General features: G+C 49.0%; 11 protein-coding genes. 6 read left to right on the forward strand and 5 right to left on the reverse strand.

Features of this window, described 5'->3' with window-relative positions; genetic code table 11:
* Window positions 1–80: 80 nt before the first annotated feature.
* From METBU_RS0108760 to METBU_RS0108770, 3 genes are all read left to right on the forward strand, one after another.
* The gene (locus METBU_RS0108760; protein WP_412768461.1) at window positions 81–977 is read left to right on the forward strand and encodes an NAD(P)-dependent oxidoreductase; all 897 of its coding nucleotides are present in this window, start codon (window positions 81–83) and stop codon (window positions 975–977) included.
* 496 nt (window positions 978–1,473) lie between these two features.
* Window positions 1,474–2,262 (forward strand): hydroxypyruvate isomerase family protein, encoded by a 789-nt coding sequence (locus tag METBU_RS0108765; protein ID WP_017840262.1) that lies wholly within the window; start codon window positions 1,474–1,476, stop codon window positions 2,260–2,262.
* 333 nt (window positions 2,263–2,595) lie between these two features.
* Entirely contained in the window at window positions 2,596–3,012 is a 417-nt protein-coding gene (locus tag METBU_RS0108770; RefSeq protein WP_017840263.1) for a hypothetical protein, read from the forward strand.
* 226 nt (window positions 3,013–3,238) lie between these two features.
* Here the strand turns inward: METBU_RS0108770 and METBU_RS0108780 are convergent, their stop codons facing one another.
* From METBU_RS0108780 to METBU_RS25240, 3 genes are read right to left on the reverse strand one after another with little or no spacing between them, the layout of a single operon-like run.
* Window positions 3,239–4,711 carry a sensor histidine kinase gene (locus METBU_RS0108780; RefSeq protein ID WP_017840265.1) on the reverse strand — a complete coding sequence of 491 codons (1,473 nt, stop codon included), beginning with the start codon at window positions 4,709–4,711 and terminating at the stop codon, window positions 3,239–3,241.
* On the reverse strand, window positions 4,704–7,160 hold the full coding sequence (locus METBU_RS25235; RefSeq protein WP_017840266.1) for an ATP-binding protein: 2,457 nt from the start codon (window positions 7,158–7,160) through the stop codon (window positions 4,704–4,706). Before METBU_RS25235 ends, METBU_RS0108780 begins: the two co-directional genes overlap by 8 nt.
* Window positions 7,161–7,178: 18 nt before the next feature.
* Window positions 7,179–9,347: a CHASE domain-containing sensor histidine kinase gene (locus METBU_RS25240; protein WP_017840267.1), complete on the reverse strand. Its 2,169-nt coding sequence runs from the start codon at window positions 9,345–9,347 to the stop codon at window positions 7,179–7,181.
* Window positions 9,348–9,510: 163 nt separating this feature from the next.
* Between METBU_RS25240 and METBU_RS0108800 the strand changes: the two genes are divergently transcribed.
* Together METBU_RS0108800 and METBU_RS0108805 are read left to right on the forward strand one after the other, a co-directional pair.
* Window positions 9,511–9,996: a DUF4124 domain-containing protein gene (locus METBU_RS0108800; protein ID WP_138767110.1), complete on the forward strand. Its 486-nt coding sequence runs from the start codon at window positions 9,511–9,513 to the stop codon at window positions 9,994–9,996.
* Between the two features lie 574 nt (window positions 9,997–10,570).
* Window positions 10,571–11,440: an HDOD domain-containing protein gene (locus METBU_RS0108805; RefSeq protein ID WP_017840269.1), complete on the forward strand. Its 870-nt coding sequence runs from the start codon at window positions 10,571–10,573 to the stop codon at window positions 11,438–11,440.
* Window positions 11,441–11,483: 43 nt separating this feature from the next.
* Here the strand turns inward: METBU_RS0108805 and METBU_RS25245 are convergent, their stop codons facing one another.
* Window positions 11,484–11,924, reverse strand: coding sequence for a hypothetical protein (locus METBU_RS25245; RefSeq protein ID WP_138767109.1), 441 nt, complete (start codon window positions 11,922–11,924; stop codon window positions 11,484–11,486).
* Window positions 11,925–12,143: 219 nt separating this feature from the next.
* Window positions 12,144–12,677, reverse strand: coding sequence for a tetratricopeptide repeat protein (locus METBU_RS25250; protein ID WP_017840271.1), 534 nt, complete (start codon window positions 12,675–12,677; stop codon window positions 12,144–12,146).
* Between the two features lie 596 nt (window positions 12,678–13,273).
* Between METBU_RS25250 and queG the strand changes: the two genes are divergently transcribed.
* Window positions 13,274–14,353 carry a tRNA epoxyqueuosine(34) reductase QueG gene (queG, locus tag METBU_RS0108820; protein WP_017840272.1) on the forward strand — a complete coding sequence of 360 codons (1,080 nt, stop codon included), beginning with the start codon at window positions 13,274–13,276 and terminating at the stop codon, window positions 14,351–14,353.
* Window positions 14,354–14,691 lie beyond the last annotated feature (338 nt).

The raw sequence follows: 14,691 nt of genomic DNA on the forward strand, positions 1-14,691 counted from the left end.
ACGCCGATCGATTGCATTAAGCTTTTGCTCCTTACCGCAAAGTAAACCACTTCAGCCTTAACCCTACTGCATCGTACGAATTGGAACAAAAACATTCAAGCATGACGCAACACAAAATAACCTTAGGCTTCATAGGCATGGGCCTGATGGGCAAACCAATGGCTTTACGCTTGCTCGATGCGGGCTTTCGGGTCAACATCTGGAACCGTTCCCGAGACAAACTGGCACCGGTCGTCGAAGCGGGCGCGCTTGCCTGCGATTCGGTCGAGCAATTGGTCCAGGCTTCCGATGTTGTTTTGTTATGCCTGTCCGATTCGCAGGCCGTGGCTTCGGTCGTCGAAAAATCTATTCTTAACTCCGGTTCCGCCGGAAAACTGCTAATCGATCTCTCAAGCATCGATCCGAAAACCACACGCAGGCTTGCCGAACTATTACAGCAACGCTGCGGCATGACTTGGGTCGATGCGCCCGTTTCCGGCGGAGTGCAAGGCGCGGAACAAGGCAGTTTGGCGATCATGGCCGGAGGCACCGATAACGATATCGAAACCGCGCGCAAAGTTTTGGCTCCACTCTACCGCCAACTGACGCACTTAGGAGAGGTTGGCTGCGGGCAAATTGCAAAAATATGCAATCAAATGATCGTCAGTTGCAATGTGGTGGTGATTGCCGAAATGATTGCTCTGGCGAAACAGGCCGGCGTCGATGCCGCTAAAATCCCCGAAGCATTGGCGGGCGGCTTCGCCGACTCGAAACCATTACAAATCGTCGGACCGGAAATGGCGGACGGAATTTTCGAACCGGTCAAATGGCGCGTCAAAACTTTACTGAAAGACCTGAACATGGCGGTCGATCTGGCGTCCGATCAAGGTAATGCCATCCCGATGTCGGGCCTTGCCGCGCAACTGATGCAATTACACGGCAGTCAAGGCTTTCTCGAACAAGACCCGGCTACGTTGATTAAGCTATTCGAACGGTGATGAAAAAACCTTTTTCCTCGTTCCCTCCGCTCCAGCGTGGGAATGCATACTGGTCTTGACTCGGCAGCAAAGGAATGGGTTCCCACGAAGGACCATTAGAACCAGAAAGAGCCATAGCGATCAAGCCTTAGATTGCCGTGTCGTCCGGTAAGGCTATTTGTATTTTAGCGTTAACGACTTCGATAATCGCGACGTAGGCGTCGCTCCCACAGCGCTAGCAAACCCGTTGTGGCAGCGATCCCCTGATCGCGATTCGAAGCCGCGAATGTTAATTAACAATCAGCGATATCGAAGTCACATTGACCAAGTTAAGAAGCCTTTTAGAATTTGAATCGCATACCATTTTCAAAGCGTTGTGCTAGCCGGAAGCTGATGAAACGGTGCGCGGTGCGCACCCTAGGATTTACATTTAACCGAAAATGCCCGCGGTTAAAAAAGCCATACCCATATTAATTGCGTTATCCGCAACCTATTCACCATTAGATAAACATCCCCGATGATCAATTTCAGCGCTAATCTCAGCATGCTGTTTACCGAACTGCCATTATTAGATCGTTTCGACGCGGCCAAAAACGCCGGTTTTAGCGCGGCCGAGATTCAGTTTCCTTATAGCGAAAGCATTGATGCACTTCGCGCCAAACTGGACGAAACCGGCTTGCAACTGGTGCTGTTCAATGTCGATGCGGACGATTTGTTGCAAGGCGGCGAAGGCTTGGCCGCAGTGCCGGAAAAACGGGAGCGCTTTAAAGCCGCCTTGACCCAAACCGTCGACTATATCGAGGCTTTGCAACCTAAAGCAGTCAACGTGCTTCCCGGGCGCTGCATGAATCCGAGCCGCCTCGACGACTATCTACAAACATTCGGCGAAAACCTGAGTTTGGCTGCCGACACTTTCGCGCCCTTCGGCGTAAGCGCGATTTTCGAAGCCATCAATACAATCGACATGCCGGGTTTTATTATCCATAGCGGCGCGCAAATGCTCGACTGGCTCGAACGACTCAATCACCCCAATATTTTATTGCAAGTCGATATTTATCACTTATCGATGATGAACGAAGATCCCGAAGCCTTTATTCGCCTGCACCCCGAAACGATCGGACACATTCAATTTGCCGATACCCCCGGACGCGGCCAACCCGGAACGGGAAATATCGATTTCAATCGTTTGTTCGACACGATACGGAATTCGGGCTATTCCGGTTGGACCGGTGCCGAGTACAGGCCCGTCGGACCGACCCTCGACAGCCTGGACTGGCTCGAACAATTCCAGACTAAAAAACTCTGAAAAATTTAGTGCGCGGAGGTTCCGTTATTGAGTATATTTAACGCTTGAGCGAGGAGCAGTAAGATTATACCTTTTGCTGGTCAAATTTCGGCGCCGGGGGTCCGTCAAAGGACGCCGTGAATACGTCCATGTAGGCTCTGTGACGGCATCCCTGCTGTCAAAGCCTTTGCGAGCGCCATGGATGGCGTGAATGTCGATTTTGCAGGAGCAAAAATCGACCGAACACCCCGGCGCCTCCATGCGTCAATGCCGAAATTTGAAGTGCAATGGGTATATCCAGGCTACCCTTTGCTCTTACGCGTTTCGAAAATTAGAAAAATATAAGGAAGCACTATGAAAATAATAAAAACTTTGCTCGCTTGCGTCCTATCAATGCAATTCGGCTACGCCCAAGCTCAAGGCAACTCCAGTATGCATGACGGACATGGGGCCGGCGGTGGCGGCGGTTCCGCTTGTCAGAAATTAAGAATCAACAAAAATAAACTGGTGCCGGCACATTTGGCCGAAGTCGCGCCCGAATCGGACATCACCTTCAATGCCTTCGGATTCGACAAACCGGAAAATCTTGAGGTCACCGTCAAAAAGATTCCGATTGCGATTACCACCGAATTCAAGGACCCATTTTATGTGGTACGAGGCAAACTGCCCTCCGAATTAAAAGGTACTCATGCGAGAATCAACGTCAAGCTCAGGTCGCCGATCGTTAAATGCATCAGCGAAGACGGTTGGCTAGTAAAAATTTCGGAATAATTTATCCTGAACATATACCCGTCGTAGATAAAAATTCGGCGCCTGGGGTGTCCGCCAATGGACGCCGTGAATACGTCCATGTAGGCTCTATGCCAGCTCCATGCTGGCAAAGCCTTTATGAGCGCCATGGATGGCGTGAATGTCGATTTTGCAGGAGCGAAAATCGACCGGACACCCAGGCGCCTCCTCTAGCACTGCCGAAATTTGAAGTGCGAAAGGTATAGCCTTAATTATCATCAGGCAATTCGAAAACCACGCTTATTCCTCCAAGCGGCGAATCTTCCAATCCTATTTTGCCGTGCCTGCTCTCGACGATACGCCTTGCGATAGGTAAACCGATACCGGCACCCGCGGGCGTATCGGTCGTAGTCAATCGTTCGAAAATTTCAAAAACTCTCTCCCGGTATTGCAGAGGAATACCGGGGCCGTTGTCGCTGATGCGGTAACGGCTGAGTTTGCCGACGCGTTCCCCGCTGATATGAATTTCAGGAACGGCGTTATCATCGATAGGCAATCCATGGCTTAGTGCATTGTCCATCAATATCCAAAACAGATCGATCAACCGCGATTTATCCAATGTTGCCGGAGGTAATTTATCGATGTGTAATCGCACATGGGCGCGTTTAAGGCGAGACTCTAAGCGTTGCAGTAGACTAGACACCAGTGCATCGACATCCTGAATGCAAACCTTATCGACCGGCTCGCCAGCCGCTAAAAATAATTGAATATCCTTAACCAACATACGCAAGTGTGCGGCATCGCGTTCCAAAACTTGCAAGTCTTGATAAATCTCATCATTACGCGCCTCATCCGGCATGGTTTTTAAGCGGCCTTGCAAGCGCTGGCTATAACTCACCAGACGTCGGGTCGGCTCCATCAAATGATGAGCTGAAATTTCGGCGAATCGAGTCAGATACGCATTCGCGCTGACAATTTCCCGGTTTTTTCTAATTAATGCAGCCTCGTTGAGCTTTCGCTCCTCGACGCGTCGCCGAATTAATAATCCGATTGCATAGATAGCAGCCAAGCCCATAATCCAAATAACTGCCAACAATAGTACTTTTTCCGGATCGACCCTCGCCACCCCCTCAAGATAAGATTGCAGGGGCACGGAGACGCCGACGCCTCCCAGGACATCGCCGACACGGTAACCTTGCCTGCTGTGGCATTTCATGCAATATTCGTCGGCCACCATGGCGCTCATCAAGCGAATATAAGGCACGCCGTTAATCAGGGCTTGTTCAAAAACTTCCGTTTCGCCCCGCTCGAATTGGTGCAAGGCCGCCGCCTCCCATTCATCGGGAGCATTATCGGGATTCAAAGGCTTAAAGCCGGTGATCCTTCCTTTAACGCCATAAAGCTCTTCGTATTCGCTCATGACTTGCCGGAGTAAATACGCCGGATTCATTAATGTCAGTTTGATTCCGGACGGCGTGCTGATATCCCGTTCGGCAATATGCGATAAGGCGGGGTTCGGGCGAGTCCGTTCATCGACTGGAACATAGACGCCGCCATGGCGTGCGGCCCATTTACGCAAAGCCACATCTTTGTTGAAATGACCGCGCGCTTCCTTGATCGCCATTTCCTGCGCGTTCCAAATAGACATATGGCTATCCCAAAAAAAGAAGCCTGCCACCGAAGCGGTCCAAAGTACCGAGACGCCAAGCAATACTTTCAACGGCATCGAAGCCTTACTCATAAAACGACTCCCCGGTATGCTGTTGCGGCGGTTTGCTAATCGGGAGCTCGAAACTAAAGGTGCTTCCGTACCCCTCGACTTGCGATTCCGCGCGAATGTTTCCTCCATGATGTTCGACGATCCTACGGCACAATGCCAGTCCCATGCCGGTTCCTTCGTAACAGGATCTTAATTGAAGTCGGCTGAAAAACTGAAATAGCCGATCGATTTGCGTAGGATCGATACCGATGCCATTATCTCGAATAGACACCCGCCAGTTAACCGAATCGACATCAGAACTAATCTCGATGCGCGGCTGAATATCCGCTTCCCGATATTTAAGCGCGTTACCGATCAAGTTTAGAAACAAGCGACTCAATTCGTCGCGACTGGCAAAAACAGTCGGCCACTCGCCTCGTACATCGATTTCAGCCTGCGTGCCGACAATATTCGGCTGTAAAAAAACCATCGCTTCATCCAGCGCTTCTTTGCTTTCCAACCATGTCTTCGGTTCGGTTTTTCGCCCCACGCGCGAATAATCCAGTAACGAAACGATCATCGCATCCATGCGTCTGGCCCCATCGAGCGCAAAAGCCATATTGGTTCTGCTTTCTTCATCCAAGGTGTCGCGCAAAGCGCGTTCCAATAATTGCAGATGACCTGTGATCATGCGTAAAGGCTGGCGCATATCGTGTGACACGCTATAGGCGAATTGCTCGAGATCGACATTGGACCGGCGCAATTCTTCTTCGATTCGTTTCTGTTCGGTCACGTCGCGGCTAATGCCGAACAAACCGACAACCGTCTTGCCGTCGCAGTCGAATACCGGCCATTTATTGGTATTGACCCAGCGGAGCTGTCCATGCAAATCATAGTAAGGATCAATCTTATTGATCAACGGATTCCCATCCTTAAAAATCGGTTGTTCCTCTTCAAAATAGATACGCGCGATATCTTCCTGAAAAATTTCCGAATCGTGTTTACCGACTAATTCCAGCCAATTGTCGTAACCGGAAACCGTCGCCAATGGTTTACTGCAAAAGCGAATACGACTGTCTTGATCCTTGAAATACACATAATCCGACGTGTTGTCGAGAAAGGTATTAAAATCGCGGTTTAACTCTTGAGCGGCTAGCTCGTAAAGTTTTCGCTCGGTGATATCGGTAATGAAGCCGTGCCATAACACACTGTTATCTTCAAGCCGTTCCGGCCGGCTTTCCCCCCGAAGCCAACGCAAACCTTGCTTGGGTAACATCACACGATATTCTTGATGCCATGCTGTCATCGCGGCAGCCGACTCCCAGACCGAAGATATCACGTTATTCCGGTCTTCGGGATGTATTCTCGCGATGGTCAAAGCGGCATCCTCGCGCACCTGTTCCGGGGTGACTTCGTATATGTCTTCGATACCGCAACTCGCGAAAGGATAACAGGATCGACCATCGGGAAATAATCGAAATTGATAAATAACGCCGGGAACCTGCTTGGACAATTTCGTTAATAGATCGTGACTTTTCTGTAAAGCATTCTCGCCCCGCTCTAAATCGTCCATCTGTCGCCGTATCAGATACAACAATACGAACAACACTGACGAGACGACTAAAAACAGCGCTATCGCCCAAGCAATCATGGCGCGCTCGGCGGCCATCACCGAAGTCATTTCGGCGGACGTCAATATTCGCAGAGGAAAATCGGCCATGCGCTTTTCGACAACCCAATACGCCTTACCGTCAAATGGCGATATCACCCTACCCGACCGTTGTCTTTTATCCCGATAAGGTTTCAGCACTTCACGCAATCGAGTGCCGGAATCGCCGGGTACGCGCGGGTTACGAAACCACACCTGATTATCATTATTCATCACGACCAAAGTCGACCCCGGCGCACGTTCAATACCGGCAAAAATTTCGGCCAAGCGATCAATCGAAACAACCGCAACCACCGTTCCGGCAAAATGTTGTTCATCATCGAAATAAGGCCTACTGAATGAGACCTCATACTCCCCTTCGCTTATCGATGAAGGCATTGGAGGACTCACAAACAGGTGATCTTCAGAACGATTAAAATGATAGGTGTAAGATGGGTGATCATGAACTACCGGCTTATCGCCGGCCCCGGTCCAATGACTGACGACACCATCGCGATCGACAATTAACAAATCCACTAACTCGGGATTGGCGGCCAATTCGCCCTGCAATGAACCTGGCAACGATTCATCGGCCTTACCCTGCTTCAGCAATAATCGTGTTTTCAGCAAAAATCGATCGATATCGACCAGGACACGAGATAGCAAAACCTCGTTAACGCTGGTCGCGGCGGAAGCATGGGCTGCCAAGCCATGAAGTCGATTGATACGTTCATTCCTGACAACATAGACGATGAACAGTGCAAACAGTAACAGAATGCCGCATACGCCCAGCGTCACGGTGCGGCGTAGTTTTCGATAAGTCCCATTGTTGCTCTGATTCATGGCGCGTTCGCTGAAAAACTAATCGGATGCATTATTCTGCGCCAATGGAATTTCAAAAACAAACGTGCTGCCTTTGCCTTCCCCTTCCGACTCGGCCCAGATGCGACCGCCATGATGCTCGACAATGCGCCGACACAAGGCCAAGCCCATGCCGTTTCCGTCGAAGCGCGCCCGAGACTGCAAACGGCTAAAAAATTGAAACAATTTATCGATTTGTTTGGGGTCGATCCCGATGCCGTTATCGGCAATGCGTACTCTCCATATCCCCGCGTGCTCGGTTGAAACCACGGTTACATGCGGCACCTCTTCGCTATCATGATACTTAATGGCATTGGCGATCAAATTTTGCAACAAGCGTGTCAATTCATCCCGGCTCGCGGACAATACCGGCCAATCGCCCTGCACGACGACATCGGCACGCTTCTCTTCGATTTCCACCTCTAAAAATTTCAATGCTTCATTCAAGGACTCGCGGGTTTCCATGCAAATTTTAGGCTCGGTCTTACGGCCGACACGGGAATAGTCGAGTAACGAAACGATCATCGCATCCATACGTTTGGCGCCGTCGAGCGCAAAGGCCAAGTTCTCCTTGTTGTCTTCGTCCAATTGCTCAGCCAAACCGAGCTCCAGCAAATGCAAATGTCCGGCAATCGTCCTAAGCGGTTGCCGCATATCATGGGAGACACTGTAGGCAAATTGCTCGAGATCGGCATTCGAGCGCGTCAAAGCCTCGGAATGGGTTCGTAGTATCGTTTCCACCTGCCTACGCTCGGTGATGTCGGTACAAGAACCGATGTAACCGGAAAAATTTCCATGGTCATCAACGCGCGGCACGCCATGATCGTCGATCCATCGATAGTCGCCGTCGAAGCGCCTTAAGCGATATTCCATACGAAACGGTTCGCGGCGATTGAAATGATCTAGATAACAATCGATACAGCGCTGTCTATCGTCAGGATGGACGCCTTCCAGCCAGCCGTTATCCTTTTCTTGATCTAGGGTTCGCCCCGTAAAATCTAGCCAAACCTTATTGAACCAAAAACAGCGGCTGTCAGCCCCGGAAATCCAAATCAATACCGGCGCCGAATCGGCCATTTGCCGAAAGCGTGCCTCGCTCTCGCGTAGCTCACGAGTCATCTCGGTTGCCAACGCCAGCGCTCTAGCGCGCCCGGACGCCAATTGCCAAATGATTGTCGCCAACAACACACTCAGCGTTGCCCCCGCAGCGGCTATGTATCGCGGTTTATCTAGGCTAATCCGTTGTTTGAAGCTCGCCCCCGGACTCACGGCTAAAGTCCAAGCATGGCCATCGATGTCGATCGTTCGTATCGTATTTAGATAGTAAAGACTCGACAAAGCCTCGGACGAGCTACTATGCATTCTCGCCTCCTCGGTCATCGTAACGCCGTCGAATATCTCCAGATTCAAGTCGGATGCGCGTTCTCCGCCAACCCCCGCCATGAAATCATCCATGCGAAACGGCGCATAGATCCAGGCAACGATATTGCTCCGCCGTTCCTCGACAGACTCATAGGTTACGTTATCGCGGAATAACGGCAAATACATCAAAAAACCGGCTTGCACAGCTTCATCGGTTTCCTGAACCAATATGACTTTACCGGAAATGCGTGTTTGACTCAGATCGCGCGAATCGGCCATCGCTTTTCTGCGGACCGGCTCGGAATACATATCGTAACCAAAGGCTCGAAGATTGCGATCAACGAACGGCTCAAGGTATAAAATCGAACTATAAATATCACGCTCGCCTTCCGGTCGAATCGAATAGTCCGGGAACCCTTGATTGCGAATATCGGCGATATGCTTATCTTTGTCATGACTCGGCACAACCACCGAAAAACCGATACCTTGAATACCGGGAAAATTCCGATCGATTTTCAGCGTATCCACATAGATACGAAATTCGTTTCGGTCGACATGATCGGAAGACATGAACAATCCTTTTACGCCCAATAAAACTTGCTCGTAAGCTGCCATACGCTGCTCGATACGGTCTATAATCTCCCTAACCCTAAAATCGAAATCGATTTTCAAATTGCGTTCAAGGTCTGCTTCAGCGTTTTTCCAAACCCCGAAGGTCGCTCCGAGCGAAAGCAGCAAAACGAGACTCGATATCAGCAGTGGAAAAAGATGGCGTAAAAAGGATGGGCCCGAAGAATGTATCGGCATGAGAAATATGAGAAGGGTTAATACCAAAGAACAGCCGGCAGCCGATCAAACCGGTCAAAAGGCGATTGAATTAAGTTAAGCCTATTGATAGGAAAAAATCAAAGAACCAAGCTAAACATATTGGGTCTATATTTGTAACCTTGTGCTTAAAAAATGTTACGCAATGACAATAATAGCATTCCTTTTGCTTTTGATAGCCCTAAGCCCAACTGTTGATGCCGATGTTTTTAAATGTATCACATCATCAGGAAAAATCACTTACCAAGGCAAACCTTGCTCATCCGATGCGCAACAAGAAAAAGTACCGATAGAACCCACCGACCCTCGCCAATTGGCCGAGGCCGAAAGAAGACTCGCCATTTGGCAAATGGAACGGGATAAGCAAAATGCCGAAAGACTGGAAGCCGAAAGAATGCAGCGCCAGGAACAGCATCGCATCGAAGCGGTTGAGGCGCTGAAACGCAGCGCGGAAGCGCAACGTCAACAAGCCTTAGCCGAACTAAGGCAGGCCGAAGCATTAGAGAATCAATATAGAATGCCGGCTTACCCGTTGTACTATCTTCCCTATCAGTCAAGATCCCCGTACCGAGATCGCCATAGAAACAATAACCTACCTCCTAGAAAGCATAAATATTTGGCCAACCCCTAATCAAGCCAATCAATCGGTTAGCCGAATAGTTACGTGCTGGACATCTGGCCCGAGGGCAATCTAGGCGGAGCCGCCCATTGTCTGAAAGAGACACGATGGTAAATAGAGGGATTTAACCTTCTTGCGGCAACGGGAGCTGGTGGTCATCCTCCAGCCTACCCACTATAAAGGCATAAGTATCTACACAATTTTTCAGCTTTATAAAACAATTAGTTAAGCTATTTTCTGTAACCTAGGAAAAAAAGTAGATTAAAAACTTCAATTTTTAGTCCCTATTTTCATAAAAAACCAGAAGAATCTTTATAACAGCATGATATTAAATGATAAAGACGTGTAGATACTTATGCTATAAAAAAGGGGGGAATAATCATAAGCGCCAACTTAAGGAAGGAACGCGTCATTCCACCAGGGATTGGCGGAATCCAGGGCCACGGATGGCAATGCGTAGCACCACTTCCATAAACGCACCATAGAATAGGCACTAAGTTGGCGCTTATGGGGTGAATAATTACGCACAATTTACTAGAACACCTATACTTATCACCACTTTAAAAACAAATTTCGAGAGTGCAATATGGTACCTAAGTCATTGATCGAAAAAGTCGGTTCTTTATATACCTTGCCGGATGTTGCATTGCGCGTCAATGAACTGCTAAGCTCCGATAAAGCCAGCAACGATCAATTGGAAGAAATCATCGTTCACGATCCGGCATTGACGGCCCAATTGTTAAAATTGGTGAATAGCGCCTACTACGGATTTTCGGGGAAGGTCGATACGGTTTCTCGTGCGATTTCGATGATCGGTCGGCAAGAATTACGAAATATAGTCATCGCGACTTCGGTGGCATCGACCTTTCAGGACATTCCGAAAGACTTGGTCGACATGGAGACATTTTGGTATCACAGCATTACTAGCGGCGTATTGGCCCGACTATTGGCAGAACAATGCAAGAGAAAGGAACATGAACGTTTTTTCATCGCCGGTTTATTGAATAGCATTGGCAAGTTGATCTTGTTTAGCCAGTTTCCGGAAAAAGCCGGCGAAGCCTTGACTTTTAAAGACCGAGGCGAGGATGCGGTCACCGAAGCCGAACAACGAATTTTCGGTTTTACCTATGCCGAACTCGGCGCCGAATTATTGAAGGAATGGAAATTACCGAGCAGCATTTGGCAATTGGTCGCCGCCCAAACCAATCCGATGAACGCAACCGATATCCTTCAAGATGCTTGCATTCTGCATGTGGCGGCTAAAATCGCCGCGAGTATCGAGCCTTGCTCGGTAAAAACCTATGACTTCGAAGACTTCAACCCGACCTACCTGCCGGAAGCGTGGGAGGCATTAGGCCTAAGCGACGAATCGATTAAGCCTTTAACGCTGGATGCCTCATTACAAGCATTCGAGATCTTGGGAATTATTCGACCGGGAGCGACTTTGATTTTTTGATTGAAACTTGGCAGCTAAATACATGCAAGCATAGTTTTATTCTTCAAGGACAATTAGCGCCATCTTGTATGGTGGCACCAATAATATTTTCGGCTACACCAATACCACAAAAGTTGTAGCTATTAACACCAGAGTTAGGTTGGTGTACTTCGAAGGTATAAATCTCCGGATCGCCAAATGCAGTGTAGGTATAAGTCACCTGACTGTTTGCTTGGCCTCCGATCGCCCATGTGCCAAGCTGTTTACTGGGATCAACAGGATGGACAGGACCCATTTTATAGTCCCAAAGCTGGCCAGTTGATTCCCCAGAAACACCTCTGTGCTCTTCCTGCCACCTATCTCCGTCTCTTGTAGCACATACCGTATTACCTGGAAGCAGATCCTGCAATTCATTAATACGAGTATCCGGCGCACATTGTGCCGACACGTCTAATGATAGGCAAGTTAATGCCATAACACCAGTTAAGAAATTTAACTTCATCATTGTACTCCAGCATTTCATGGGTTGATAAATTTACCGGTTTAAAAAACTTAAACCATTAGGACCGACGCACTATTAACATCCTACTAGCATCAAGGGGATTCTACCTTTAGAATAAATAAACATGCAACGCGATCTTCTATTGATTTGTTACTTACTTTTAAACCAATTAATGCAATGCAGCCTTTTTTACATCAAGAGTAAAAAACTGAAAGGTTCTACCTAAAAACTTCCTGCTTTCAAATGAGCATCCATGGCCCCCGCCAAATCCCCTTGTATCTTTTTTGCTTCGGCAATCAACAGCCAGCAACGTTTTTTTAATGCATTATCGGAACCAGCCAATATCGCCGATTTTTTAGCCAAATCCTCGGCTTGTTTAGGCTTCGCTTGTTTAAGACGAACTTCGGCCAATTTATAAATCAAGGTCGCGTTTCTCGGCTCGATTCTTAGCCCTCGCTCCAAAACAGCAGCAGCCGAATCCAGATTACCGGCACCGGCGCTTCGGTCCGCATCGGAAATCATCGCGATTGCAACAGGGCTCAATTGAGTCGATTGCACTTTTTCGGCAGGGGTTGCCCATGCCGGAGGTGCGGATGGCAATGACGGAGCAGTTTTGACTTCCGGCGGCGCGACAGGTTTTTGTTTGACGATAGGCTTCGGCGGTTGCGGAACCGGTGTTTTATAATACGGTTCAACCGGAGCAGGCGCCTGCTGACCGGTTAAACCGGCACAACCGACCGCCAGCATCGGCAGCATGGGTATAAAGTACTTGTTCAATCGCATTTAAATACTATTCAATAAAGGTTTAATTGCCCGACAATACAAATTTGACCGGAAATTAAATTAAAGCTAAGTGGCTGAAATTGATCTCACCCATACAAAAAAATTCCGCATATTTATCTCGTTCCCAAGTTCTAACTTGGGAACACATGCCCTCAAGCTCTGCTTGAGGTCACCCGGCAAGCGGAGCTTGGGGGTAGTCACTCCCAAGCTGGAGCTTGGGAGCGAGAAAAAATTTCGCACCAATTGATGCCATCCGTTGCAGTATATTCGAAACACCTTCAGAACACGAATTCTAATCAGCAATTCCCAATTTGGAGATCAAAAAGGGTGTGGGGTATGCTTGGCGAGGATGTCGGCAGCAGGGAGCTGCCGCCAAGCCCCCATGGATGGGTTTACGGCGTTCCTCGACAGGCATACCCCACACCCTAAAATCGGCGAAACTGCTCAAACTGGGAATTGCTGAATTCTAATCGAGCATCAACTGTATAGGCGCCTTTCGGGAACATAAACCCACACATGCCTGTTTAACCATTAATCTCAAAGCAAACGAGTGAATAGCGCCATCATCAATGACTACAACAAACATCAGCCAGCTTTCTTCTCTGCCTCAACGAATCAAACAATGGGGTCTGGAATTGGGTTTTCAACAAGTCGGCATCGCCGACACCGATTTAGCCGAAGCAGAGGCCCATCTCAATAATTGGCTGGACAAAGGTTTTCACGGCGAAATGGATTATATGCAGCGGCACGGACTGAAACGTAGCCGTCCCGCTGTTTTGCAACCGGGAACGCGAAGCGTGATTTCGGTACGCATGGATTATTTACCCGAATCGTCGGCAGCGATGAATCAAAACCTTGAAAAACCTTTGGCCGCGTATATTTCAAGATATGCCTTGGGCCGAGATTATCACAAGTTAATGAGACAGCGCCTCCAAAAATTGGCCGACCGGATTGCAAACGAAATCGGCGACTTCGGCTACCGGGTATTCGTAGACAGTGCGCCGGTTCTCGAAAAAGCACTGGCGGAGAAAGCCGGACTGGGTTGGATAGGCAAACATTCCAATGTCATCAATCGTAAGGCCGGCTCTTGGTTCTTTCTCGGCGAAATTTATACCGATTTAGCGCTGCCGCCCGATACAAAAGCCGACAATCATTGCGGAAGTTGTATGGCTTGCCTCGACATCTGCCCGACACGGGCGATCGTTGCGCCCTATCAAGTCGACGCGCGTTTGTGCGTGTCATACTTGACGATCGAATTACACAGTTCGATTCCGGAAGCATTACGACCGCTGATCGGAAACCGGATTTACGGCTGCGACGACTGCCAGATCGTTTGTCCTTGGAACCGCTTCGCCCGCTTGACCGGCGAAAAAGACTTCAATCCCAGACAACAACTCAACAGCCGGCAATTACTCGAAGTTTTCGCATGGGACGAACCGACTTTTCTGAAATATAGCGAAGGTTCGGCGATACGAAGAATCGGTCACGAGCGCTGGCTAAGAAATATTGCGGTCGCGCTTGGCAACGCCCCTTATTCGGAATCAATCGTTTCGGCCATGAAAGCCAAGCTCGAACATCCGTCCGACTTAATCAAGGAACATGTTTTGTGGGCTATTGCAAAGCAATCCGAAAGAAGAAAGGCTACATAAAACGTAACGTTCATGAAGGCCTGGCCATCGCCCCGGCAAATAAACGCTCTCTGGTGGCGGAGGGTGCGATCACTCGCCCGACAGGACGCCGTGAATACGTCCCTGTAGGCTCGACGGCGGCTGTCCTTGCCGCCGACGCCTGTCGGGCGAGCAACCGCACCCTCTTCGGAACCGGAATTGCCAGAACGGAGATTTGTATATCGAAAAATTAGATAATGAGTCTAAATCTACGACCTTTCACAGTAATTTAGAAAAAGCATTGCACCATGAAAATCATCAAGCATGGTTAAACAGCCAAATTTAGGATAAAGGGGTCGATTGTTGCCGTGGATAAAACA

The organism is Methylotuvimicrobium buryatense 5G, assembly GCF_000341735.1.
GTDB lineage: Bacteria > Pseudomonadota > Gammaproteobacteria > Methylococcales > Methylomonadaceae > Methylotuvimicrobium > Methylotuvimicrobium buryatense.